This is a genomic window from Micromonospora sp. LOL_021, assembly GCF_048060215.1.
Taxonomy (GTDB): domain Bacteria; phylum Actinomycetota; class Actinomycetes; order Mycobacteriales; family Micromonosporaceae; genus Micromonospora_E.
Window position 1 is genome coordinate 1 of sequence record NZ_JBHMIN010000035.1, and the last position, 23,525, is coordinate 23,525.

The window sequence follows — 23,525 nt, forward strand, 5'->3', positions numbered from 1 at the left end:
GGAAACGATCTCCTGTGTCATCGGGCTGCACTTCTACAGGATCGCCTGTGAATAGACCTCAGGGTTCTTCTGCATCGTGGCCCGGATCGGGGCCAACAGTTTCGCGGCAGCGGGCTTCACTGCCTCCGCCGGGCGGTGCTTCGGCGCGGGGAACGCGTCCTCATCGGTGCGAGCGGTCGCCGGAGACGAGCCGTGAAGCTGTTTGGAGGGTTTCTGCGTGGTCACGTGGCCGGCCTTTCAGGCACACGCGCGCGGCCGAAGCCGAAGGCCGAGACGGTCGTCTCGACCCCGCCGCCGCCCCACGGGGCGGGCATCCAATCCGTAGCCGAGCCGGATCATGTCTCCGGCTGGCACCGGGCCGGCTCGGTGTTGCTGTCCGTCCGGGGCGATGATCGGTCCGCCAACACCTTCGGTGCCGGGTTAGCCGCCTTGTAGGCGGTGCCGATCAGTTGCACAACGTCGCAGCTCAAGGTGCTGATACGCCCAGATTTCCAGTCCACCGAAGCGGTGCGTGGTCGAGACCACGAGGTCTCGACCGGAACACCATACACGACGGTGGTCCCGAGAGCGCCGCCGTCTATCGACCGCTCGCCGCTCGTCCTGATTGCCACCCTTGATCGACATTGGACAGCGGCGTGACGCACACGCATCCAGCACGTACGTTCGGCACCAGGCACCGAGCGATCACCACGCTCCGGACCGCCGATGCGCTCGCGTCCATACGGAACCCCGCGGCCCAGCGCCGGCCCGCAACTGGAGAGGCGATACGCGAACTGTCCTCGCCGCAAGCTTGACAGCCCGACGTCGCACCGGCACCCACAGCGAAAACATCAAAATCCGCCTGATTCACAACAAAATTCAGGATCACGTACAAAAATGTCGATTTGAGCGGAAGTCGCAGTGCCTGGGCAAGACCTGAGGACTAGCGGTCGTCCAATTTGCCGAGCCACCAGGCGTCGAACGTCTACCTTGCCACGAGCAGGGGTTCAGCCCTGTGCCTCGTTCGGGTCGACGACGAAGACGCCGACACCGGGTACGCCGACGACCAAGCCCTCGGCTTTGAGCGCGATCATCGCGTTGCGGACGACGATCGCCGACACGTCGTGCTCGGCACAGAGCTGCGAGGTGGACGGTAGCTTCGCTCCCGGCGGCAGCTCGCCTGTCTCGATCTGCTTGCGGATGTGGGCGGCGAGACCTACCCACTTGGCGTTCGGTGGCATGGCGGTACTCCCTGGTCAGCACCGCCATTTGATCACCTCGGCACCTACGATCGCAAGTGATAGCTTGACTGCGATAGCCTGCTATCGTAGGCTCCGATCGATCGGCTCCCTGGTCAGCAACCGGAGCTGGTTTTCCCGCAAGAAGCCCGGTCGGCCGGCGCCGCCTGTCGGTCGGCCGGGTGCGTCAACCTGCCCGCCACCTGCGACAACAGTCGACCCGCGGCGGGTGCCATCTCCACGCGTACGGGAGGCAACGTCCGGTGACACCCGACCCCCGCCCCACCCCGACCGTCCCACCACCACCCACCCGGCTGCGCCCGGCCGGCGACCAGCGTTCCGCGACCTACTACACCCGGTACGCCCGCGCTCGCGTCGTCGAGGCGCAACGCACCATCGACAGTCACACCACCTCGGCGTACACCGGCTGTTGTCTCGGCTGTGGACGGCCCGGACCGTGCGCGGACCTGGCCGAAGCCGAAGCGACGATGCACCGGTACCACCGGCTGCCGTTCCGCCGGCCCGGCGCGACCCTGCTCGACCCCGGCCGGGTCGCCGACGCCCCGGACCGGCCCCGGTTCTCCTGGCTGAGCAGGTCGGCATGAGCACCCGGGAGTACGCCGCCGACGCCGCAGCCCTGCAGGTCGCCGCCGACACGATCGGCGCGCTGCGGGCGGTCTGCCTGGCCCTGGAGACCGCCGTCACCCACGTCACCGAACAGCTCGGCGACGCCCACACCCTCGCCCCGGACGCCCGGCTCGCCGTCGACCGCTACGAGGAAGCCCTGCACCAGGCGTGGGAGGCGTACGGCGAAGTCTTCGATGCCGTCGCCGTCGCCCGGCCGCAGCTGCCGGGCAGCCGCCCGGTCGGCGTCGCCACCATCATGCGCGGCCTGCGGATCGCCCGCGAGCACGCAACCCACGCCGCCGGCACCACCGGCGACGCCCGACCCCGGGTGCTGGCCGCCGCCGACCGCCTGGCCCGCAGCGACGACCCGTACGCCCAGGCCGCCGCCGCCCGGCTGCGCACCGCCCTGGCCCGCCTCGACCAGCTCGGCGGCAGCCTCGGCGTCGGCACCGGTGCCCTCGACCGCTACTTCAACGCCCTCGCCAACGGCTACGACCCGCAGCAGCGACTGCGCCGGCTCGCCGCCCGACGCCCACTCACCGGCACCCCACCCGCCGCCGCCGACACCGACGACGGCGATCCGCCCGGCGACGGTGCCGGGTCCGCCGGGCATCAGCCACCAACCGAGGTACGCGGCCTCGCCGCCCGTACCGCCGCGTCGCTGGTCGCCGCCGGCCGGCACCACGTCAGGTTCCGCACCTTCTGGCAGCTCGTCCGCCACCACATCTGGGAAGACGCCTTCCGCACCTGGAGGAGCCGGTGACCAGCGCACCCACCGCCGCCCTGACCTACCTGGTCGCCGGGCAGACCGGCGCACACGAACGCCAACTCGCCCGCTTCGACGACGACCAGTGGCAGGAATACCTCGACCTGCTCAGCGGGCTGTTCGTGCTCACCGTGGACCGACGCTTCCGGCCCGGCGAACCGGCCGCGGTGATCCGCTTCGTCGCCAGCGTCCGGGAACGCTTCGACCCGGCCGGCACCGCCATCGACCCGACCGTGGCGGAAACCCTGATGTACGCCGCCCTCGGCCAGCACGACACCCTGCCCGCCACCGCCGAGACCATCACCACACAGACACTGCTGGTCGTCGCCCTCGTCACCGACGAAGGACTCAGCCCGGCCGGCCTGGCCGACCTGATCGACGACACCACCACGATGATCGCCGCCGAGCCGGACGACCAGCCGGCCGCCGTCACTCCGGACGGGCCGGCCGCCGTCACCCCGGACGGGCAGCCGGCCGACTAGCAGCAGCCCGACGGCCACGAGCAGCAGCCGACTGATCCGACCTGACCAGAGCGGCGATCGACGACTCGACGGCGGCGGTGTCCAGCGGCTCACCGATGGCGAAGTGTTGCAGCAGGACACCGTCGACGAAGACGGCGACCGCGTACGCCGCGCGGTCGCCGGTCAGCGGCGTCAGGATCTCGCAGAGACGGTCCCGCCAGGCGCGGGCCAGTGGCCGCAGCTCGGGGCTGCGGGCTGCGGCCAGGTAGAGCTCCAGCTCGGTCAGCGCCCGGCCCCGGTCGGCCAGGTACTCCCCGATCAGCCCGGTGAGCCGGGCCGGCAGGTCGGTGCCGTCGCCGAGCTGCTCGGCCCAGCGGCGCAACTCGGCCTCGACGTCCGTCTGGGCCTGCCGCAGCCCGGCCACAATCAGGTCGGCCAGGGTCGGAAAGTAGTAGGTGGTCGCCCCGAGCGGGACACCGGCGCGGGCGGCGACCGCCCGGTGGGTGGTCCGCCCGATGCCGACCTCGGCGACCACCTCCAGGGTGGCGGCGGCCAGCGCCCGGCGGCGACCCTCCGGATCCCGGGGCCGCACCGGACGCCGGTCCCGGCCGCTGGCCGAGCCGTGAGCCGGGCTGCTGGCCGGACGGCGGTCCGGGCTGCTGGCCGCGCTACCCGGGTCGGCGGTCAATGGGCACCGCCCAGGTTGAGCACCACCACACCAGCGATGACCAGCCCGATCCCGGTCACCTTCGCCAGAGTCAACGGCTCGCCCAGGAACGTCGCGCCGATCGCGGCGATGGCCGCCGTGCCGAGCCCGGCCCACAGCGCGTACGCGACACCGACCGGGATCGTCTTCACCGCCTGGGCGAGGCAGGCGAACGCGGTGACGTACGCCGCGACCAGGGCGAGCGTCGGCCACAGCCGGGTGAACCCGTGGGTCGACTTGAGCAGGCTCGTCCCGATCACCTCGGCGGTGATCGCGGCAGCGAGGAACACGTACGCCATGATCGTCTCCGTTCTTGTACACACGTACATGTACAAGCGTACAAGAAACGGGGTGGGCCGGCAGCGGATGTCCCCGGCCGACCACCGGGTGAGTAGCCGCCGCACCGATTTGAGCGGCGCGCTACTCACGCCAACCTCCGGGATCCGGTGCTGGACTGTGCCTGGTTTCGCCACCTTCAGCCCCACGAGGATGATCGATGTTCACCACTGCGTTAGCCCGAATCCGGAGCCTGCTGGCCGCCGGGATCGTCACCGGAGTGATCGCGACGGCGGGTGCGGTGATCCTCGTGGCGCCACCGGCCACCGCCGGCGGCCCCACCCTGGTCCCGCTCGTCACCTTCTTCAGCCCCGCCCGGGGCGACTACTTCACCACCAGCCAGTCGGCGTGGACCTGCAAGTACTTCCGCCTCACCGGCTGCACGCCCGACCCGCTCTACCACAGCGTCGGCATCCAGGGGCACGTCTTCAACCCCGACAACCCCCGGCCGGCCGGCACCACCCCGCTCTACCACTGGTGGAGCCCCGACCGCGCGGACAACTTCCTCACCACCGACCCCAACTGGGCCGGCAACGTCGGCGACCGCAAGACATCCGGCCACGAGTACACGCTGTTCCGGATCGAGGGGTACGTGCCGATCGCGCTACCGGCCGGCGGCGGGATGGCCTTCTACAGCTACTGGAACCCGGCGACCGAGGACAATGCTGCCCCGGCGACGTGGAACCGGGTCACGGGTTACAGCTCGCCCGCAGCCGGTTGGGGCCTGTACCGCCGCGAAACCGGCTACCTGCTGCCCCCGGAGTCGTCGACCCTGCGGAGATGCCAGCCGCCCATGACCACGCCGAACCACACGTCCGACCCCTGGTCCGCCGCCGGCAACCACGTGACCCCCTGGTTGGCGGCGCATGGCCTGGAGAACGGCGACGCCCTGCGCGTCGACGCGACCGGGGAGATCAGGACCGACTTCTGGGGCAACGTCAAGCCGGTGCACGGGTACTCCTGGCAGCACGCCGTACCCGGCTACCCGGCGCCCGGCGAGCCTCCCTACTCACTGATCGGCTCGGTGACGGCCGGCGCGACCTTCGTCAGCGGACGCGGATGGTACGAGGCCGGCAGCTGGTTCCCGATCGTCGGCACCCCGTCGACCTCGCCGTGCCTGCTGTACGAAGCCGCCGGGCAGGTAGGCGGCAGGTTCCAGGTCACGATCAACGACAACAACCTCAGCGACAACGGCGGGGCCGCGACCGTGACCGTACGCCAGTGGTGGTGAACCGCTGCTGGTGAGCATCCTCGACTTGAACGGGCGGCCGACTCGGCCGCCCGATCAGGCGATCAGGTGAGCAGCGGCGGCTGACCGGTGGCCTCCAGGACCGACAACCACAGATCGCCGTACGGGTCGACCTGGTTGCGGGTGCTCACCGCCAGCGGCATCGGCACATGCACGAACCTGCCCCGCCACCGACCCACCACCAGGTCGGTCCGGCCCGCCATCGCCGCGTGCACCGCCGCGTGCGCCAACCGAATACAGTAGACACTGTCGTACGGGTTCGCCGGCACCCCACGGATCGTGTAGCTCGGGTCGATGTACTTCACACTCGCCTCGCGCCCGGCGTCGGCGAAGTCCTCGACGATCCGCTGCCGCAGGTAGCGGCCGAAATCGTGCAGCCGCAGATTGCCGGAGGCGTCGTGGCCGGCGGGTTCGCCGGCCAGATGCTCCTGGCCGGCGCCCTCGGCGGCGACGACCGTCGCGTGCCCCCGGTCGGCGACCCGCCGGCGCAGATGCGCCAGGAAGCCACCCGGGCCGTCCAGGGCGAACGGCACCTCGGGCACCAGGACGAAATCGGCGTCGTGGGTGGCCAGCGCCGCATAGCAGGCGATGAAACCCGAATGCCGGCCCATCAGCTGTACGAGCCCGATGCCGCCGGGGAACGCGGTGGCTTCCACGTGCGCGGCCCGGATCACCTCGGTGGCGTGCGCGACGGCCGTCTGAAAACCAAAGCTCTGATCGATGTACGGGATGTCGTTGTCGATCGTCTTCGGCACCCCGACGACGGCGACCGGCCGGCCCCGCCGGGCGAGCACCTCGGTGATCCTCGACGCGCCGCGCATCGAACCGTCGCCACCGATCACGAACAGGATGTCGATGCCGAGCTCGTCGAGGGTGTCGGCGATCTCCTCCGGATCCTGGTTGCCCCGCGACGTACCGAGGATCGTGCCGCCGTACTCGTCGATCCGGTCGACGACGGCCGGGGTCAACGGCACCACCGGATGGCCGTGCCGGGCGACCAGCCCCTGATAGCCGTTGCGGAAGCCGACGATCTGCCGCACCCCGTAGCCGGCGGTCAACTCCAGCACCAGGGCCCGGATGACGTTGTTCAGGCCAGGGCAGAGCCCACCGCAGGTGACGATCCCGACCCGGGTCCGGGCCGGCTCGAAAAAGATCTTCTGTCGCGGTCCGCCCGGCTCCAGGCTGGGCAGCTCGTCGATGGGCAGGCCCCGGTCGGTGAGCATCCCGACGGTGTCGTCGAGCAGCACCCGGTCGGACTCGTCGACGTAGTGCCAGCTGGTGTTGCGCCCGAGCAGCAGTCGGGCGAGCGGTGAGTCGAACAGGCACCCGCCCAGCGTCCGGATCTCCAGTCGCACCGGCTCGTCGGCCATCCACCCATGGTCCCGGCCGTAGTTTTCAGCAGCGTTACCGAACTGGACCGTCGGCCGGTCGGACCACAGCGATCAGATCAGCCGGCGGGCGGAGCGATCAGGTCGTCGACGGCAAGCTCGATGCCGGCGTACGGGACCGGGATGCGCTCCCCGGGGAGGTACTCGACCCGAGTCCGGTAACCGGACGAGATCGGCCCCGTGTGCTCATAGATTGCCCGCTGGGTGACCACCCAGTAGACCGGGTAGCCCGCCTGGCCGTACAGCCTGGTCTTGACGTTGAGATCCTGGATCATCGTCTCGTCGGCGACCTCGACCACGAGCAACACGTCGACGGCGTCCCAGACCGACAACCGCGACCCGACCATCCCGATCGGACCAGCGTCGACGCGACGCACCCAGCAGTCCGGGTCGGGAAGCGACTCCCCGGTCGGCAGGGTCGCGGTCGTCACCCGCACCCCGTCTCGCGGCAGCATCGCCAGCAACTGACCGACCGTGTCACCGTGCCATGATCCGATCACCACGGGCCAGATTTCTCCTTCGACGAGCTCCACCCGGTGGTCGAACGCCCCCGCTTCCGAGGCGCGCAGAAACTCGCTCTGGCTCCATCGGTAGGCGAGCACGGGCTCGGTCATGGTGCCGATCCTACCAACCACCCGAGGACACTGACCGGCGCAGCGCGTCGCGGTTGCAGGCTGACCGCAAGGCTCTGGATGTTCGATACCTATCCAAAACCTCGGATACGGTGGTGCAATTAGTGCAGATCCAAGACCGAATCGCCTCAGAACTCGTCGAGTTGGAGGAAGACCAGCAGCAGGAGCATCGAGGCGGCGGCACCGGCGAAGCTGATCAGGAAACCCAGCTTCGGGAACCGGGGGCCGCCGTCGGTCTCCAACCGGGACCGCCCCCACTTGCTGATCACAAAGTACGCGGCGAAGAAGCCGGTCGCCGGGAAGCCGGTGCAGGACCAGATGAACTTGGTGCTGACGTCGACAGTAGCGGCGAACGGGTTCAGGAAGATGGCGAACTGCAGCGCGGCAACGACGGCGGCGAACCCCAGGTAGACGGTGACCGCCCGGGCCAGCGGTGACCAGCCAGGCAGCAGCGGCGGGCGGCCGGCGGCCTGCTCCGCCTCGGTGGCGGCGGCGTCGGCCTCGTCGAGCTGCCGGCGGGCCGCCTCCAGCTCCTGCTCCGGATCCGGTGGGAACCCGCCTGCCGCTGCCGGGTCGCCGGAGACCGGGGCGGCCGAGACCGGGCCGGTCGCGCCCGCGCCGACGCCGTACGGCTGCACCTGCCCGGCCTGCCCGGACGGCCCGACAGCCCCGGCAGGCAGCGGCACCGGTTGTTCGCCGGTGGCCAGCTCGGGGCGGCGTGGCGGCGGAGGAAGCCCGACCGGCCCCGGCATCGCCTGACCTGGCATCGCCCGCCCCGGTGGGGACGGTGGGGGCGGTGGCCACGGGACACCGGCCGGCGAGGCGCCGTACCCGCCGGACTGTCGCTGGCCCGGTGCGGAGCCGCCAGCCGCGGTCGCGGCGATCGGCGGCGGCGCGGGCGGGGCCGGCACACCGGCGGCCTGGGCGATCGCCGCCAGCCGCTGCCACTGGGCGTACAGCCGCTGGCCGAGCTGGTCGGCGTAGCCGGTGAGCCGCTGCCGGCGCGTCTGGTGCTGTGCCGAGCCGGCCTGCCCGGTGCGGTGCAGGTCGTGCAGGTGCCGGGCCAGGGCGGCGTACTCGTCGAACCCGTCGCTCACCGCGCTCAGCCCTCCTCGTCCAGCTCGCGGCCGGGCAACGCGAACGGCACGATCAGCCGGGTCCGCTGGTCGTGCCGGTCGATCAGCAGCGCCCGGTTCTGCCGCAGCCGGTACGCCAGGTCGTGGGTGCCCAGGTAGGAGCCCAGCTCACCGCCGGGCACGTTCATCGCCACCAGGCAGGCCAGGTCGTCGCGGTTGTGCGAGCCGCCCAGGTCGTCGGCGAGCCGGCGCAGCCCACGCCACCAACCCAGCAGGTGTACGCCGTGGCCGGGACCCTGACGCAGCACCACCTGCAGGTCGTCCAGCCCGGATTTGAACATGTCGTCCTTCGCGCCGAGCACCCCGGCGGCGGCGTCCATCCCGAACACCACCAGGTACGTCCGGCCGCCGTCGGCCGACGCGGCGGTGTCCGGGTTGGCCAGTCGGCGCAGCTCCTCGCGCAGCTCGGCGGCGGTCAGCCGGGTGATCGAGTGCCCGAGGGCGTGCAGCGCCTCAGCGGTTTCATCGGCGACCTCGTCGGCGGAGGCGACCAGCGGGGCGAACAGGAACCGGGCGTGGCCGGCCGGCTCCTGCCGGGCCAGGCTGACCGTGGCGGCGTGCAGCACGTCGGCTGAGTGGCCGGTGGTGCCGACCACGGCGAGGTGCCGGCCCGGGGTGGCGTCCAGCGGGAACACCGCCGACGTCAGATCCACGTCGACCTGCCGGCCGACCAGGGCGAGGGGGCGCCGCCCGCCGGGGGCCAGTGAGCGGTACGTCGGGTCGCCGTCGAGGTGCGCCGCCTCGTACCCCTTGAAGATCGCCGGTGGCCGGGAGCCGGCGGCGCGGGCCTGCCACAGCTCGTGGCGCAGCGCGGCGATCCGCCGGGCCCCGCCGTGCGCGTCCGGGAACCGGACGACCGTGTTGGCACCGGCGATGCCGGCCGAGGCGTTGACGATCGCCTGCCCGACCGGCAGCCCACCGGCGGTGTGGTTGAGCGGGTCGAGGACCCCGTTGCCGCCGGGCAGCGCCACCCGCAGCGGAAACTGGCCGAAGATCGAGTCGGTCTTGCCGTACAGGGCTTCGATGCCGGACATGCTCTGGCTGGCCAGCACCAGGTGTACGCCGTACGACCGGCCTTTGCGGGCCAGCTCCTCCAGCAGGGCGGCGGCCTCCCGGGCGACCGAGTCGTTGCCGTCGAACAGCACGTGGAACTCGTCGATCACGGCGACGGTACGCGGCGTCGGGGCACCGTCACGGGGCAGGTCGGCGAGCTTCGTCACGCCGTGGCGTTTCATCGCCGCCGCCCGCCGGTTCAGCTCGCGGCGCAGTTCGCGCAGCACGGCGACGCCGTACTCCCGGTCGGACTCGATGCCGACGGCGCGGGCGTGCGGGATCCACGACGGGTCCCGGCCGGTCGGCACGAACTCGGTGAAGCTGACGCCTTCCTTGAAGTCGAGCAGGTAGAGCGCCAGCTCGTCGGGTGGGTAGCGGGCGGCCAGGCCGTACAGCAGGTCGAGTAGGAAGACGGTCTTGCCGGAGCCGGTGCGCCCACCGACCAGCCAGTGCGGGGTGACGTCGTCGAAGGCGAGGATCGCCGGCTCCCGCCCGGCCCGGCCGACGACGGTGTGCAGGCCGGCACCGGCGGTCTCGGTCCAGATCCGGGGCGGCAGCAGGTCGGCGAAGTCGAGTGCGGAGCCGCGCCGGTGAATCTCGCCGAGCCGGTCGGCGAGGGCCTGCACGACCCGGGCCGGCGGGTCGCCGTCGAGGGCGACCGGTGCGGCCAGCCCGCTGCCGTCGGAGCTGAACGGCTGGCCGGGCGGGTCGCCGACCCAGCCCCGGTTGCCGTCGAGTCGCAGCTGGGTGGTCGGGCCGAGCATCGGCGGCTGCGCTCCGGTGCCGGTCGGCGGGTAGCCGGCGACGATCACGCAGACCCGGGCGGTGGTGCCGGCGTGGGTGAGCGCGGCGAGGCGCATCAGTTCGGCGCGGCTGTCCGGCAGCGCCGCAGCGACCACCACCAGTAGCTCCCCCGGCTGCCCGCCGGTGCGGGCCTGGGCGGCGCGTACGTGCTGGTCGGCGTCGTCGAGGCGTTCCTTGGCTTCGGCGTCGGTGGCGGCCGGTGCCGCCAGCACGCCGGCTTCGACCAGCGGGCGCAGCGGCAGGAAGGTGGCGCCCATCGAGGTGGTGTCCAGCGCGGCCACCCGTACCGTGCCGGGTGGGGCGGCGGCGAGCAGCCGTACGACCAGGCTGCGCAGCAGGGCGGCGATCCGTGGCTGGCGGGCATCGGCGTCGATGGCCAGGTGGGTGCCGGCGCCGAGCGGCACCAGCGCCGGGAATTCGACCGGGTCGCCAGTGCCGGCCAGCCCGACCGGCCGTGCCATTCCGACCCGCACCGGTGCCGGGCCGACGGCCAGGTCCTGGGTGGCGCTGGTCGCGCCGGTGGTGAGGGTTTCGCCGACGTGGCGCAGCCGTTCGGTGACGTCGCCGAGATCCGGCGGCGGTGGTGCCGGGCTGTCCGCGATGGCCGATCGCGCGGTGGTCAGATGGGTCACGGCCCGCCGGTGGGCGGCGACCGCCCGACGGTACGCGGCACCGAAGCTCATCCCACCGTCCTCAGCAGTGCCCCGCCTGCCTGCGCCAGTGCCCCGCATCGATCGTTCACCCGCACCCCACCTGCCCTCGGGTAGTCGGGAAAACACTATCCGAATCGGCTGTGGGTCGCCGACCCGGGCCGGTACGGCGATGCGCTGGCCGGTCGAGCCGGCGGGTGTCGTGACGCGAGGCATCGCGTGGCCTGGTCGCGTCGTACGGCGTCGCCTGGCGATCGACCGCAACGAGCCGGACACTGGCCGGCCTTTGGCGGCAATTCGTACGATCGCCCAGCACATCACAACTTGCCTTCTGAACACCGAAAAAGCGGAACGGTTAACAACCGTAGCATTGTTTCAAACCCTCGTTTGTCAACCCCTCAACAGTCGCGCTCCGGACACTTGCGGTAATCGCGAGGTGATCTATAGTTATGACGCCTTGCCATGAGTTGCGCCGACGAGAGCCTCTTCGGCATCGCAACACGGATAGGAGACACTCATGCCCTTGTCAGCGGCCGATCTTGCCGTGATCGACGAGACCCCGATCACGATTCGATCGACAGCTTTCCCGAACGTCTATCTCCGCCTTGATGGTCGAGGGGTCACCTCACAGACCGCGAACGGTGGCGGACTGGTGAACTGCCAGTTCAGCGCCGAGACGCCCGGACCCTACGAAAGGTTCAAGATTCGCCGACAGGCCGACGGCACGTACTCGTTCGAGTCGGCCGCCTTTCCGAACGTGTGGCTTCGAATGGACAGCCGGGGCGTGACGGCACAGACCGCAGACGGTGGCGGACTGGTCAACGCGCAGTTCAACGCCAACGGCGGTTCCGCCGAGAGGTTCCGGCTCCACCCCCACGCGGGCGACGCGTTCTCGTTCGAGTCCACCCTCACCCCAAACGTGTTTCTCCGGATGAACGGCACCGGCGTGACCACCTCCACCGACAACGGCGGCGGGCGCGTCAACTGCCAGTTCAACGCTAACGGCGGGGTCCACGAGACGTTCGTCATCTCGATGATCGATCAGCGACTCGACTTCGCCATGCAGCGCCAGGAGCAGAACATGTGGTGCTGGTCGGCGGCCACCGTGAGCCTCGCGGCCTACTACGACCCGAACACCGACTGGACCCAGTGCACCCTCGCCAACGCGGAGCTCGAGCGAAACGACTGCTGCGTGCCACCCGGCGTCGTGTCGCCCGGCAACCAGGGTCGGTGGCCGGACACGGCGTTGCAGCGGGTCGGCGTCCTGCGCCAACGCGAAAACCGTGCCTTGACCCCCGCCGAGATCGGAGCCGAGATGGCCAGCGCGGCCCCGATCGGATTGAATACCTCCTGGCGAGGCGGAGGCGGGCATATCCTGGCGATCCGCGGACGCTTTTTCCTCGATGGAGAGGAATACGTCAGCGTGGCAGACCCGTGGTACGGGGACTCTGACGTGTCGTACAACACCTTCCGCAACGCGTACCAGGGAAGCGGAACCTGGAACGTCAGTTACAAGACCCAGCGCTAGGAGATCGACATGCCACTCGAAATGCCCGAGCCACCGAGCGGCGTGCGCGACCGGATTCGGTCGAGGATGCGCACGTTCGCCGACGCCTCCAAGTTCTCCACCAAGGCGCTGCGCAACGCCCGCAAAGATCAGCTCGAGTTGTCCAACCCGCACCAGATCTATGTGCTGGGCCTCGACGACATTATCGCTGGTAATGGGCTCGACAGCGCGCAGCCGGTAGGCTGGCGGTACCTGATCGAGGAAGCTGGACAACCCATCGCCAGCGCCGAGACTGCTTCCGCGCCGGACGGTACCGAGCAGATGTCGCAGTTCACCGAGGGACCGTTCGTCGCGTCGACCAACAAGGCGCTCAAGGGTGTCCTCAAACTGGCCACGCTCAGGACCGGCCGGTACGAGCTACGTCTACTGCGGGTGCCAGCCCTGTACGTGATGGCGTTGTGGCTGCACCTTCCCCGGCGGGACCTGATCATTCCGTTGGAGCCCTCGCCGGTCGGGAAGGAAGATCGAGTGGTGCCGGCAGACGAGTTCCTGAGTGACCTGACGGAAAAGGCCCGAACCATGCTTCCCCCCGATCCGTCCGAGGCACCTGGGACGATACCTGGTTCCTGACTACGCCGAGTAACGCCTGGTCGTCCCTGGCCGCAGCCCTGTAATGGACAGCTGCGGCGCGAAGGACGCTCCGTCCGTCTCGCCGTCGACAACGGAGGTCGAGGTGGTCCGGTCCCCGCCCCATCGGAGACCGGACCACCTCCGCCGTGGCAGTCAGCTGCCCGACGGTCAGACGCCGGTGATCGAGGTGATCCAGTCGCGGCTGGCAGCGACCGAGGAGTAGTTCTGCGAGCTCGACCCGTTGGAGTTCGAGCAGACACCGACCTGTTGTCCGTTGTAGAACTGCGGACCGCCCGAGTCCCCCTGCCAGGCGATGCCGGTCACCGGGGAGCTGCGCAGCGCCGGTCCCTCGTACGCGTCCCGGCCCCGCACCGACACCACCTGCACCGAGGCTGTTTTGAGCTGCGGCGACAGGTGACAGTTGAGGCAGGTACGGCCCCAGCCGTAGATGGTGTTGGTCGAGCCGACCGGCGGGTCGCTGGTGGCGAGCGTGACGTACGTGGTGCTGATCGGTGTGCTGAGATACAGCAGCCCGACGTCGTATAGGTATCCGTACTGGGAGTAGGTCACGCTGACCGTGCTCACCTGGCCGCCGGTGGCGTGATGGACACTGCCGACCCGTACCGACATCGAGCCGCCGATGCAGTGCTCGGCGGTGAGCACCCAGCGGGAGGCGATCATCGAGCCGGAGCATCTGAACGAGCCGTCGCTGTAGACAGCGGCTGCCCAGGGCGCCGACAAGACGGTGTCGCCACCGATGATCTGCTGCGGTGCGGCAGCGGCTGTCGACGGAGTCGTGACAGCGCCGACGAGTGCCGTCACGGCCACTGCCAATAGTTGACGGAGACGCAAAATGGTGCTCCTCACTGAGCGGACACCCAGCCCTGGCGTCGCACTCATCAAAGCTCCCCGGCGAGGATCTTATCGCTGACGATATCGACAGACAAGGCGCATTCGCTTGCATAAACAGCAGCCGGCCGGGGGACCCGACCGGCATGGTCGACAACCCCGCCGCGGACGGTAGTGCCGGCGCCGAGCCCGAAATGCGCCTAGTATCCGTAATCGGAGTGTCCCGACCACCGTCGGAAGTGCGATCGATGCGACCTGGCGACAATGACGGCGCTGACGCCGACGGCAGGGAGACCGGGCACGGCAACCGCGACCATACGGAGCACGACGAGACCGAGCGCGACGACACGGAACGCGACACGATGTTGCGCCGGCTCGCCGACCGCCTCGACAAGCCGCTCGGTGTCCTCGGTGTGCTGTTCCTGCTGCTGGTGATCGGCCAGTTCGTCACCACCCATCCGCCGACGGCCGCCGTGCTGGGCGCGGCCAGCTGGGCGTTGTGGGTGGTCTTCGTCGCCGAGTTCTCGCTGCGGGCCTGGTTGGGCCGGCATCACCCGGGCCGGTTCTGGCGGCGCAACTGGTGGCAGTTGCTATTCCTGGCCGTTCCGGTGCTGCGGTTCGCCCGGGTGGCGTTGGCCTTGCGGACGGCCCGCGCCGGTGCGGCGATCACCGCAGCCGTACGGGGTTCACGCTCCGCCGGCCGGTTGCTCACCGACCGTCTCGCCTGGCTCTTCGCGGTGACGGTGAGCCTCATCCTCGCCGCCGGCCAACTGCTCGTGGTCTCCGGCTCCTATCCGAGCTACGCACAGGCGCTGCACGACGTCACGCTTACCACGATCACCGGTCAGCGGATGGCTGCGCGGGACCCGTTCGCCCAAGGCATGGAGCTGATTCTGGCCGCGTACTCGGTCGTCGTCTTCGGCACCCTGGCTGGCGCGCTCGGTGCCTACTTCCTCAGCAACCGGCCGACTCCCGGCGACGACCGCGGTGGCGGTGGCGACAGCGACCGGGACCAGGCGGCCACGTGACGGGCGGCCCGGTCCCCGTGGTGCGGGCGGGGACCGGACCGCCAGGTACGCGACGCCGTCAGGCGGGCGGCACCGTCTGTCAACCGGTGACCGTGTTGAGCGCGGCCAGGTAGCCGTCGCGGTAGCCGGCGGCGTTCGGGTGGTACGCGGCGATCAACGCGGAGAAGTCGTTGATCCACGGACTGCCGGCGCAGACACCGTGCCCGGCGAACTGGTCCCGGGTGTCCACGAAGGTGGCCCCGGCAGCCGACGCACGGGCGGCAGTGACGTCGGCCAGCAGGTCCGCCGCGTCGTTGATGATGGACCGCTTGGTCAGGCTCATGCTGAACAGGCCGCAGTAGCGGACCTCATCGAACAGGCGCGGGTAGCCGAGCACGATCAGCTGCGCGTTCGGTGCCCGCTGCCGGATAGCGGCGTAGGTGGCGTCCAGCCGGCCGGGCAGTTCGGTGGTGGCGAACCGTTCGGCCCGGTCGACCGCGCTGGCGCAGGAGGACTCGCTGCCCAGCCGGCAGCTCAGCACGACGTCGGCGAATCCGGCGTCGTTGCCGCCGATGGTGATGGTGACCATCGTGGTGCCGGCGTCGAGCGCGGACAGTTGGTTGTCGAGCACGTCGTCGGTGACCGCACCGCCGCAGGCGACGAAGCGGAAGCTCGCCGGCGCGTTGGCGGCCGCCCACAGCGGCGCGTACGAGCGGTCGCTGCGCAGGCAGGTTGTCTCGTAGGGGCCGGCGCCGACGCCGGAGGAGAACGAGTCGCCGAGGGCGACATAGTGCACGGCGGCGGGTGCGGCGTGCGCCGGAGCGGTGGCCGCGCCTACGCCGACGCCGGTGGCGCCGAGGGTGACGGCCAGCGCGACGGCGGCGCGGGCCAGGGGACGAAGGGGCATGGACGGACCTCACAAGGATGGGGGGATCCTCGTGGCCGCGCGCGTGGCCGTGGGGAGTAACGGTTGTTACTAGCCGGTAATGCTATCGAAACATCTGCATCCCCGGAAGAGGTGCCGGCACCTGTACTGTTCCAGCGTGATGCCACAGGTGCATCAAGATGCACCTGTGGCATCAAGGCTGTCGAGCGGGTGTGCCCTGGGCCGGACCACGCAGAGTAACCGTCCGTGCCAGCAACGGGCAGCGCCGGGTCAGCGGGCGGCGAGTGGCTGCGCCGTCGGCACCACCGGTGCCGGCAACTCCCCCACCCCACCGAGGTACGAGTGGATGGCGGCCGCCGCCGCTCGTCCCTCGGCGATCGCCCACACGATCAACGACGCCCCCCGGTGCATGTCACCGGCGACGAAGACCCCCTTGGTGGCGGTCTGCCAGTCACCGTCGGAGTCGATCGCCCCGCGCCGGTTACGGACCAGCCGCAGCTGCTCCAGCAACGGCTGCTGCTCGGTGCCCTCGAAGCCGATCGCCAGCAGCACCAGGTCCGCCGGCAGTTCCCGCTCGGTGCCCGGCACCACGGTCAGGATCCGCTCGCCGTCACGCTTGGTCACTGTCACCTCGGCGATGCGGACCGCCCGTACCGCGCCGGTGCCGTCGTCGACGAACTCCTGCACCGCGACGGCGAAGACCCGCTCGCCGCCCTCCTCGTGCGCCGGGTACTCGCGCAGCACCCACGGCCAGGTCGGCCACGGATCCCGGGCCTCGTCGCGGGCGCTCGGCGGCTCCGGGTAGAGGTCCAGCTGGTACACCCCGGCCGCACCCTGCCGGTGCGCCACCCCGAGGCAGTCGGCGGCGGTGTCACCACCGCCGATGATCACCACATGCCGGCCGGCCGCGTCGATCGCCGGCCGGTCCACCGGTACGCCGTCCACGTGCGACGACCCGGCGTCGGACGGCGGCTCGACGGCCACCACCCCGGCCGCCTCGGCCGTGCGGGCGTGCGCCGCCGCGGCCGCCACCACCCGGTTCGACTCGACCAGGTGCTCCATCGCCAGATGCACCCCGCGCAGCGCCCGGCCCGGCGTCGCCGGGGTGTCCCGGCCGGCCAGCGCCCCGCAGGCCAGCAGCACCGCGTCGTGGTCGGCGCGCAGCTGCTCGGCGGTCACGTCGACGCCGACGTTCACCCCGGTGCGGAACTGCACACCCTCGGCCGCCAACTGGGCCAACCGCAGGTCGATGTGCTCCTTCTCCAGTTTGAAGTCGGGGATGCCGTACCGCATCAGGCCGCCGATGGCGTCGTCACGCTCGAAGACGGTGACCGCGTGCCCGGCGCGGGCCAGCTGCTGGGCGGCGGCCAGCCCGGCCGGACCGGAGCCGACCACCGCGACCCGCCGGCCGGACGGCTCCGGCACCGGATGCGGGGTGACCAGGCCGGCGCCGACCGCCCGGTTGATGATCTCCACCTCGACCTGCTTGATGGTGACCGGCGCGCCGCCGGCGATACCCAGCACGCAGGCCGCCTCGCACGGCGCCGGGCAGAGCCGGCCGGTGAACTCCGGGAAGTTGTTGGTGGCGTGCAGCGACTCGATCGCCGCCGCCCAGCCACCGGTGCGGACCAGGTCGTTCCAGTCCGGGATCCGGTTGCCCAGCGGGCAGCCGTCGTGGCAGAACGGGATGCCGCAGTCCATGCAGCGGGTCGCCTGCTCGCGGATCAGCTCGTCGGTGGCCGGCGGGTAGACCTCCCGCCAGTCCATGATCCGCACCGGCACGGGGCGGCGGTGCGGCAGCCGCCGGTCGATCCGCAGGAATCCGGTCGGGTCAGGCACGAGCCACCTCCATGACGGCCTCATCCACGTCACGGCCGGCGGCTTCGGCGGCCCTCATCGTCTCCAACACCCGGCGGTAGTCGCGCGGGACCACCACGGTGAACTCCTCCACCGCCTCCGGCCAGCGCTTGAGCAGCGCCTCGGCGACCGCCGAGTCGGTCTCGGCGAAGTGCCGCTCGACCAGCTCCCGCAGCATCGGCTCGGCGTCGGCGGTCACCGGCTCCAGATCCACCAGCTCCCGGTTGACCAGGTTCTCGTCGAGGCGCCACAGGTACGCCGTACCGCCGGACATGCCGGCGGCGAAGTTGCGCCCGGTCGGGCCGAGCACGACGACCGTACCGCCGGTCATGTACTCGCAGCCGTGGTCGCCGACGCCCTCGACGACGGTGACCGCACCGGAGTTACGCACCGCGAACCGTTCGCCGACCCGCCCGCGCAGGAACAGTTCACCGGCGGTCGCCCCGTACAGGATGGTGTTGCCGGCGATGATCTGCTCCTCGGCGCCGGCGCCACCGGGCGCGGCGAACGGGGCCGCCGGGTCCGGACGCACGATCAACCGGCCGCCGGACAGGCCCTTGCCGACGTAGTCGTTGGCGTCGCCGACCAGCCGCAGCGTCACCCCGCGCGGCAGGAACGCGCCGAACGACTGCCCGGCGGTGCCGGTCAGGGTGAACTCGATGGTGTCGTCGGGCAGCCCGGCCCCGCCGACCCGGCGGGTCACCTCACCGCCGAGCATCGCCCCGACGCTGCGGTGCTCGTTGCGTACCGGCACCGACGCCCGCACCGGGGTCCGCTCGGTCAACGCCGGCCCGGCCAGGGTGATCAGCTCGTTGTCCAGCGCCTTGTCCAGTCCGTGGTCCTGGGCGCGGACGCCGCGCAGCGCCGCCCCGGCGGGCAGCGCCGGCACGTGCAGCACGGCGGACAGGTCCAGGCCCTTGGCCTTCCAGTGTTCCACGGCCGGCGTGGTGTCCAGCAGATCGGCCCGGCCGATCGCCTCGTCGATCGACCGGAAGCCCAGCTCGGCCAGGTAGCCGCGGACCTCCTCGGCGAGGAACAGGAAGAAGTTCTCCACGAACTCCGGCTTGCCGGTGAAGCGTTCCCGCAGCACCGGGTTCTGGGTGGCGATGCCGACCGGGCAGGTGTCCAGGTGACAGACGCGCATCATCACGCAGCCGGAGACGATCAGCGGAGCGGTGGCGAAGCCGTACTCCTCGGCGCCGAGCAGCGCCGCGATCAGCACGTCGCGGCCGGTCTTGAGCTGGCCGTCGACCTGGACGGTGACCCGGTCGCGCAGCTTGTTCAGCAGCAGCGTCTGCTGGGTCTCGGCCAGGCCCAGCTCCCACGGGGTGCCGGCGTGCTTGAGCGAGTTCAGCGGGGACGCGCCGGTGCCGCCGTCGTGCCCGGAGATCAGGATGACGTCGGCCTTGAGTTTGGCGACACCGGCGGCGACGGTGCCGACGCCGATCTCGCTGACCAGCTTGACGTGCACCCGAGCGACCGGGTTGACGCACTTGAGGTCGTGCACCAGCTGGGCGAGGTCCTCGATCGAGTAGATGTCGTGGTGCGGCGGCGGGGAGATCAGCCCGACGCCGGGGGTGGCGTGGCGGGTCTTGGCGATCCACGGCCACACCTTGTTGCCGGGCAGCTGGCCGCCCTCACCCGGCTTGGCCCCCTGCGCCATCTTGATCTGCAGGTCGTCGGCGTTGACCAGGTACTCGCTGGTCACGCCGAACCGGCCGGAGGCGATCTGCTTGACCGCCGAGCGGCGGGTCGGGTCGTAGAGCCGGTCGACGTCCTCGCCGCCCTCGCCGGTGTTGGACCGCCCGCCGAGGCGGTTCATCGCGATGGCGAGGGTCTCGTGCGACTCGGCGGAGATCGAGCCGTAGCTCATGGCACCGGTGGAGAACCGCTTGACGATCTCGCTGGCCGGCTCGACCTCGTCGATCGGCACCGGCTCGCGGACTCCGTCGCGCAGGGTGAACAGCCCGCGCAGCGAGCCGGCCTCGGCGGCCAGGCCGTCGACGGTGGCGGTGTAGCGGCGGAACACGTCGTACTGCCCGGAGCGGGTGGCGTGCTGCAGTAGGAACACCGTCTCCGGGTTGAACAGGTGCAGTTCGCCTTCGCGCCGCCACTGGTACTCGCCGCCGACGTCGAGGCGGCGGTGCGAGCGTTCGGCGCTGTTCGACGGGTACGCGCGGGCGTGCCGGGCGGCGACCTCGGCGTGGATGCCGGACAGCCCGACCCCACCGACCGTGCCCGGGGTGCCGGCGAAGTAGCGCTCGACGAGCCGGGGGTCCAGGCCGACCGCTTCGAAGACCTGGGCCCCGCAGTACGAGGAGACCGTCGAGATGCCCATCTTCGACATGATCTTGAGCACGCCCTTGCCGAGCGCCTTGACGTAGTTGCGGATCGCCTCGGTGGAGGTGATGCCGGCCAGCGCACCGGTGGCGATCAGGTCCTCGACCGACTCGAAGGCCAGGTACGGGTTGACCGCGGCGGCGCCGTAGCCGATCAGCACGGCGGCGTGGTGCACCTCGCGGCAGTCACCGGACTCGACCAGCAGCGCCACCTGGGTGCGGGTCTGCTCGCGGACCAGATGCTGGTGCACGGCGGCGGTGAGCAGCAGCGACGGGATCGGCGCCAGGTCGACGGTCGAGTCCCGGTCCGACAGCACGAAGATCCGTACACCGTCCTCGATCGCCTCCGACACGTGCCGGCAGATCTCGGTGAGCCGGGCCTTGATGCCGCCGGCGCCGTCGCGCAGCGGGTACAGGCCGGAGACCCGGACCGCCTTGAAGCCGGGCAGGTCGCCGTCCTCGTCGATGGACAGGATCTTGGCCAGCTCGTCGTTGTCGATGATCGGGTACGGCAGCACGATCTGCCGGCAGGACGCCGGACCCGGGTCGAGCAGGTTGGCCTCCGGGCCGATGGTGGACTGCAGGCTGGTCACCATCTCCTCCCGGATGGCGTCCAGCGGTGGGTTGGTGACCTGGGCGAACAGCTGGTGGAAGTAGTCGAACAGCAGCCGGGGCCGGGTGGACAGCGGCGAGATCGGGGTGTCGGTGCCCATCGACCCGATCGGCTCGATGCCCTTGCGGGCCATCGGCGCGATCAGGATCTTCAACTCCTCCTCGGTGTAGCCGAACGTCTGCTGGCGGCGTTGCACCGAGTCGTGCGCGTAGACGATGTGGTCCCGCTCCGGCAGGTCCCGCAGGTCGATCAGGCCGGCGTGCAGCCAGTCGCCGTACGGGTGGGCGGCAGCCAGCTCGGCTTTGATCTCCTCGTCTTCGACGATGCGTCCGGCGGCGGTGTCGACCAGAAACATCCGGCCCGGCCGCAGCCGGCCCTTGGCGACCACGGTCGCCGGGTCGAGGTCGAGCACGCCGGCTTCGCTGCCCAGCACCACCAGGCCGTCGCTGGTGCGCCACCAGCGGCCCGGCCGCAGCCCGTTGCGGTCCAGCACCGCGCCGACCAGCTCACCGTCGGTGAAGGCGACCGAGGCCGGGCCGTCCCACGGCTCCATCAGGCTGGCGTGGAAGCGGTAGAAGTCCCGCTTCGCCGGCTCCATCCCGGGGTCGTTCTCCCAGGCCTCCGGAATCATCATCAGGACGGCGTGCGGCAGGCTGCGTCCGGCCAGGTGCAGCAGTTCGAGGACCTCGTCGAAGTTGGCCGAGTCGGACGCCTGCGGGGTGCAGACCGGGAACAGCCGGCGGATGTTGCCGGGGATGTCCGGCGTGGCGAGCAGCGCCTCGCGGGCGTTCATCCAGTTCTTGTTGCCCCGGATCGTGTTGATCTCGCCGTTGTGCGCGATGAACCGGTACGGGTGCGACAGCGGCCAGGACGGGAACGTGTTGGTGGAGAACCGGGAGTGTACCAGGGCGATCGCGCTGGCCACCCGCTCGTCGCGCAGGTCGGGGTAGAACTCGGGCAGCTGGTCGGGGGTGAGCATGCCCTTGTAGACCATGGTCCGGCCGGACAGCGACGGGAAGTAGGCGGTCACGCCGCGCTCGGCGCTCTCCCGCTCGGCCTGCTTGCGTACGCAGAACGCCACCCGGTCCAGGTCCAGCCCGGCCAACGGGGTGCCGGCCGGGCCGGCCGCGGAGTCGGTCAGTCGGTGCGCGGACAGGAAGAGCTGTGCGATCCGGGGGCGGGCGGCGTCGGCGGTCTCACCGAGCCCGTCCGGCTGCACCGGCACGTCCCGCCAGCCGAGCACGTCGGCGCCCTCGACCAGGGCGTACTTCTCGACGATCCGACGGACCCGGGCCTCGTCGGCCGGGTCGGCGGGCAGGAACACCAGGCCGGTGGCGTACTGCCCGGCCGGCGGCAGGTCGAAGTCGACGACGGCCCGCAGGAACGCGTCCGGGACCTGGATCATGATGCCGGCGCCGTCACCGGTGTTCTGCTCCGCACCCCGCGCACCACGGTGGTCGAGCCGGCACAGCGCGGCCAGGCCCTTGGCCACCACGTCGTGCGAACGGCGGCCGTTGAGGTCCGCCACGAAAGAGACACCACACGCGTCGTGCTCGTGGGCGGGGTCGTAGAGACCCTGCGCCGGCGGCTGGGATGCCTGCGGCGGGCAGGGGTGCGGTCCCTGCGGGTACGGAAGAACCACCGGGCCTCCTGTCGTCACTCGCGCATGAACAGATTTCGGGACGACGTCGGCCCTGGAGAGTTTTCTGAGTCTACGTGAGGGGCCACCGGACATCACCAGTGCGAATTGATCACACGTCCATTGTATGGGACGTGTAGTCTCACAAGGTGGCCAACCAGGAGAACGCACTCCTCGATCGGCTGGACCGGTTCTGCGATGCCGTACCGCGTGCTGCCGCCCGCCCCGAAGAGCTGGGCGACTATGTACTTTTCGTGCGGAAGGGGGAGGCGGGTTGGCCGTTCTACGCCCGCCCCCGGGTAGGCGTGACCGCGCCGCCGGCCGCCGCCGACATCACCACCGTACGCGCCCGGCAGCGCGAACTGGGCCTCCCCGAGTCCTTCGAATGGATCCACGAGATCAACCCGGACCTGCTGGCGGTCGCCCGGTCGGCCGGTCTCGGTGTGCGACAGGCACCGCTGATGGTGCTCGACCCGACCGCTCTGCCCCCGGTTGACCGGTTCGCCGACCGGCCGGTGCGGCTGCTCGACCCGGACTCACCCGACTTCGCGGCCGATCTCACCACCTGGTTCACCGTCGCCCAGGCCGCGTTCGCCCCGTCCGGCGGCACCGGCACCGCGCTGCCGACCGTCGGCGCCGACGCCCCCGAGATTGTTACAGTGACATTTCCCACTGTCGACAATGGCGGTCCCGGCGGTGGTGCGCCGGACCCGGCCGGGCAGCCCGCGCCAGCCTCCGGCGGGCTCGCCACCGCCGCCCCGGCAGCGACCGCCGACCCGATCCTGCCGGACGCCCTGGTCGACCACGAACGATCGGCGATCGCCGCCGGCAGCCACACCATCGCCCTGGCCGGGCTGCCCTCGGCTGAGCTGCCCGCCAGCGGACAGCCGTCCGCCGGCGGATCGCTCAACCGGGTCGACGACGTCGCCGAGATCGTCGGCGTCGGTACCGTGTCACCGGCCCGCCGCCAGGGCCTGGCGTCGGCGATCACCGCCGCGCTGGCCCGGCACGCGCTGGCCGCCGGCGTCGACCTGATCTTCCTGGCCGCCGGCGACGACGACGTGGCGATGCTCTACCACCGCCTCGGCTTCCGCCGGGTGGGCACCTCCTGCATCGCCGAGCCCACCGCCCACCCCGGCGGCTGACCGACGCACGCAGCCGGGCGACCGGCCC

Annotated in this window: 20 protein-coding genes; 8 read left to right on the forward strand and 12 right to left on the reverse strand. The window is 71.0% G+C overall.

Going from position 1 to position 23,525, the window contains the following annotated elements:
* Positions 1 to 33: 33 nt before the first annotated feature.
* Positions 34 to 225: a hypothetical protein gene (locus ACFHWT_RS21180; RefSeq protein WP_416596407.1), complete on the reverse strand. Its 192-nt coding sequence runs from the start codon at positions 223 to 225 to the stop codon at positions 34 to 36.
* A gap of 761 nt (positions 226 to 986) precedes the next feature.
* Entirely contained in the window at positions 987 to 1,220 is a 234-nt protein-coding gene (locus ACFHWT_RS21185) for a winged helix-turn-helix domain-containing protein (RefSeq protein WP_416596408.1), read from the reverse strand.
* A 260-nt stretch (positions 1,221 to 1,480) separates the two neighbouring features.
* On the opposite strand from ACFHWT_RS21185, the gene ACFHWT_RS21190 reads away from it, so the two are divergent.
* From ACFHWT_RS21190 to ACFHWT_RS21200, 3 genes are read left to right on the forward strand one after another with little or no spacing between them, the layout of a single operon-like run.
* Entirely contained in the window at positions 1,481 to 1,822 is a 342-nt protein-coding gene (locus ACFHWT_RS21190; RefSeq protein ID WP_416596409.1) for a hypothetical protein, read from the forward strand.
* Positions 1,819 to 2,607, forward strand: coding sequence for a hypothetical protein (locus ACFHWT_RS21195; RefSeq protein WP_416596410.1), 789 nt, complete (start codon positions 1,819 to 1,821; stop codon positions 2,605 to 2,607). The genes ACFHWT_RS21190 and ACFHWT_RS21195 overlap by 4 nt, the downstream gene beginning before the upstream one ends.
* Complete coding sequence (locus ACFHWT_RS21200; protein ID WP_416596411.1) at positions 2,604 to 3,092, forward strand: hypothetical protein; 489 nt, start codon at positions 2,604 to 2,606, stop codon at positions 3,090 to 3,092. The genes ACFHWT_RS21195 and ACFHWT_RS21200 overlap by 4 nt, the downstream gene beginning before the upstream one ends.
* On the opposite strand, the gene ACFHWT_RS21205 is transcribed toward ACFHWT_RS21200, so the two are convergent.
* A complete protein-coding gene (locus tag ACFHWT_RS21205) occupies positions 3,064 to 3,759 on the reverse strand; it encodes a TetR/AcrR family transcriptional regulator (RefSeq protein ID WP_416596412.1) in 696 nt (231 codons plus the stop codon). The two genes, ACFHWT_RS21200 and ACFHWT_RS21205, sit on opposite strands and share 29 nt — an antisense overlap.
* Positions 3,756 to 4,079: a DMT family transporter gene (locus tag ACFHWT_RS21210; RefSeq protein ID WP_353850380.1), complete on the reverse strand. Its 324-nt coding sequence runs from the start codon at positions 4,077 to 4,079 to the stop codon at positions 3,756 to 3,758. Before ACFHWT_RS21210 ends, ACFHWT_RS21205 begins: the two co-directional genes overlap by 4 nt.
* Before the next feature lie 194 nt (positions 4,080 to 4,273).
* Here ACFHWT_RS21210 and ACFHWT_RS21215 point away from each other — a divergent pair, with 194 nt between their 5' ends.
* Positions 4,274 to 5,344: a hypothetical protein gene (locus tag ACFHWT_RS21215; protein ID WP_416596413.1), complete on the forward strand. Its 1,071-nt coding sequence runs from the start codon at positions 4,274 to 4,276 to the stop codon at positions 5,342 to 5,344.
* Positions 5,345 to 5,406: 62 nt separating this feature from the next.
* On the opposite strand, the gene ACFHWT_RS21220 is transcribed toward ACFHWT_RS21215, so the two are convergent.
* The 4 genes from ACFHWT_RS21220 to ACFHWT_RS21235 all read right to left on the reverse strand — a co-directional run bounded on the left by ACFHWT_RS21220 (position 5,407) and on the right by ACFHWT_RS21235 (position 11,058).
* Positions 5,407 to 6,732, reverse strand: a complete 1,326-nt coding sequence (locus ACFHWT_RS21220) for an ATP-dependent 6-phosphofructokinase (RefSeq protein ID WP_416596414.1) — start codon at positions 6,730 to 6,732, stop codon at positions 5,407 to 5,409.
* Between the two features lie 77 nt (positions 6,733 to 6,809).
* Complete coding sequence (locus tag ACFHWT_RS21225) at positions 6,810 to 7,364, reverse strand: Uma2 family endonuclease (RefSeq protein WP_416596415.1); 555 nt, start codon at positions 7,362 to 7,364, stop codon at positions 6,810 to 6,812.
* Between the two features lie 146 nt (positions 7,365 to 7,510).
* The gene (locus ACFHWT_RS21230) at positions 7,511 to 8,479 is read right to left on the reverse strand and encodes a hypothetical protein (protein ID WP_416596416.1); all 969 of its coding nucleotides are present in this window, start codon (positions 8,477 to 8,479) and stop codon (positions 7,511 to 7,513) included.
* A gap of 5 nt (positions 8,480 to 8,484) precedes the next feature.
* Positions 8,485 to 11,058, reverse strand: coding sequence for an FtsK/SpoIIIE domain-containing protein (locus ACFHWT_RS21235; RefSeq protein WP_416596417.1), 2,574 nt, complete (start codon positions 11,056 to 11,058; stop codon positions 8,485 to 8,487).
* 484 nt (positions 11,059 to 11,542) lie between these two features.
* Here ACFHWT_RS21235 and ACFHWT_RS21240 point away from each other — a divergent pair, with 484 nt between their 5' ends.
* Entirely contained in the window at positions 11,543 to 12,553 is a 1,011-nt protein-coding gene (locus tag ACFHWT_RS21240; RefSeq protein WP_416596418.1) for a papain-like cysteine protease family protein, read from the forward strand.
* A gap of 9 nt (positions 12,554 to 12,562) precedes the next feature.
* Positions 12,563 to 13,162 (forward strand): hypothetical protein, encoded by a 600-nt coding sequence (locus ACFHWT_RS21245; protein WP_416596419.1) that lies wholly within the window; start codon positions 12,563 to 12,565, stop codon positions 13,160 to 13,162.
* A gap of 168 nt (positions 13,163 to 13,330) precedes the next feature.
* On the opposite strand, the gene ACFHWT_RS21250 is transcribed toward ACFHWT_RS21245, so the two are convergent.
* Positions 13,331 to 14,014, reverse strand: coding sequence for a S1 family peptidase (locus tag ACFHWT_RS21250; protein ID WP_416596420.1), 684 nt, complete (start codon positions 14,012 to 14,014; stop codon positions 13,331 to 13,333).
* 245 nt (positions 14,015 to 14,259) lie between these two features.
* Between ACFHWT_RS21250 and ACFHWT_RS21255 the strand changes: the two genes are divergently transcribed.
* Positions 14,260 to 15,039, forward strand: a complete 780-nt coding sequence (locus ACFHWT_RS21255; protein ID WP_416596421.1) for a hypothetical protein — start codon at positions 14,260 to 14,262, stop codon at positions 15,037 to 15,039.
* A gap of 79 nt (positions 15,040 to 15,118) precedes the next feature.
* On the opposite strand, the gene ACFHWT_RS21260 is transcribed toward ACFHWT_RS21255, so the two are convergent.
* The 3 genes from ACFHWT_RS21260 to gltB all read right to left on the reverse strand — a co-directional run bounded on the left by ACFHWT_RS21260 (position 15,119) and on the right by gltB (position 22,355).
* Entirely contained in the window at positions 15,119 to 15,925 is an 807-nt protein-coding gene (locus ACFHWT_RS21260; protein ID WP_416596422.1) for an SGNH/GDSL hydrolase family protein, read from the reverse strand.
* Between the two features lie 249 nt (positions 15,926 to 16,174).
* Positions 16,175 to 17,743: a glutamate synthase subunit beta gene (locus ACFHWT_RS21265; RefSeq protein ID WP_282231398.1), complete on the reverse strand. Its 1,569-nt coding sequence runs from the start codon at positions 17,741 to 17,743 to the stop codon at positions 16,175 to 16,177.
* A complete protein-coding gene (gltB, locus tag ACFHWT_RS21270) occupies positions 17,736 to 22,355 on the reverse strand; it encodes a glutamate synthase large subunit (RefSeq protein ID WP_416596423.1) in 4,620 nt (1,539 codons plus the stop codon). The genes ACFHWT_RS21265 and gltB overlap by 8 nt, the downstream gene beginning before the upstream one ends.
* Before the next feature lie 146 nt (positions 22,356 to 22,501).
* On the opposite strand from gltB, the gene ACFHWT_RS21275 reads away from it, so the two are divergent.
* Positions 22,502 to 23,497 (forward strand): GNAT family N-acetyltransferase, encoded by a 996-nt coding sequence (locus tag ACFHWT_RS21275; RefSeq protein WP_416596424.1) that lies wholly within the window; start codon positions 22,502 to 22,504, stop codon positions 23,495 to 23,497.
* Positions 23,498 to 23,525: the final 28 nt, after the last annotated feature.

Coding starts and splice junctions, on each gene's coding strand:
- ACFHWT_RS21185 (WP_416596408.1), bottom strand. CDS start 1,220: ATGCCACCGAACGCCAAGTGGGTAGGTCTCGCCGCCCACATCCGCAAG.
- ACFHWT_RS21195 (WP_416596410.1), top strand. CDS start 1,819: ATGAGCACCCGGGAGTACGCCGCCGACGCCGCAGCCCTGCAGGTCGCC.
- ACFHWT_RS21215 (WP_416596413.1), top strand. CDS start 4,274: ATGTTCACCACTGCGTTAGCCCGAATCCGGAGCCTGCTGGCCGCCGGG.
- ACFHWT_RS21220 (WP_416596414.1), bottom strand. CDS start 6,732: ATGGCCGACGAGCCGGTGCGACTGGAGATCCGGACGCTGGGCGGGTGC.
- ACFHWT_RS21225 (WP_416596415.1), bottom strand. CDS start 7,364: ATGACCGAGCCCGTGCTCGCCTACCGATGGAGCCAGAGCGAGTTTCTG.
- ACFHWT_RS21235 (WP_416596417.1), bottom strand. CDS start 11,058: ATGAGCTTCGGTGCCGCGTACCGTCGGGCGGTCGCCGCCCACCGGCGG.
- ACFHWT_RS21240 (WP_416596418.1), top strand. CDS start 11,543: ATGCCCTTGTCAGCGGCCGATCTTGCCGTGATCGACGAGACCCCGATC.
- ACFHWT_RS21245 (WP_416596419.1), top strand. CDS start 12,563: ATGCCACTCGAAATGCCCGAGCCACCGAGCGGCGTGCGCGACCGGATT.
- ACFHWT_RS21255 (WP_416596421.1), top strand. CDS start 14,260: ATGCGACCTGGCGACAATGACGGCGCTGACGCCGACGGCAGGGAGACC.
- ACFHWT_RS21260 (WP_416596422.1), bottom strand. CDS start 15,925: ATGCCCCTTCGTCCCCTGGCCCGCGCCGCCGTCGCGCTGGCCGTCACC.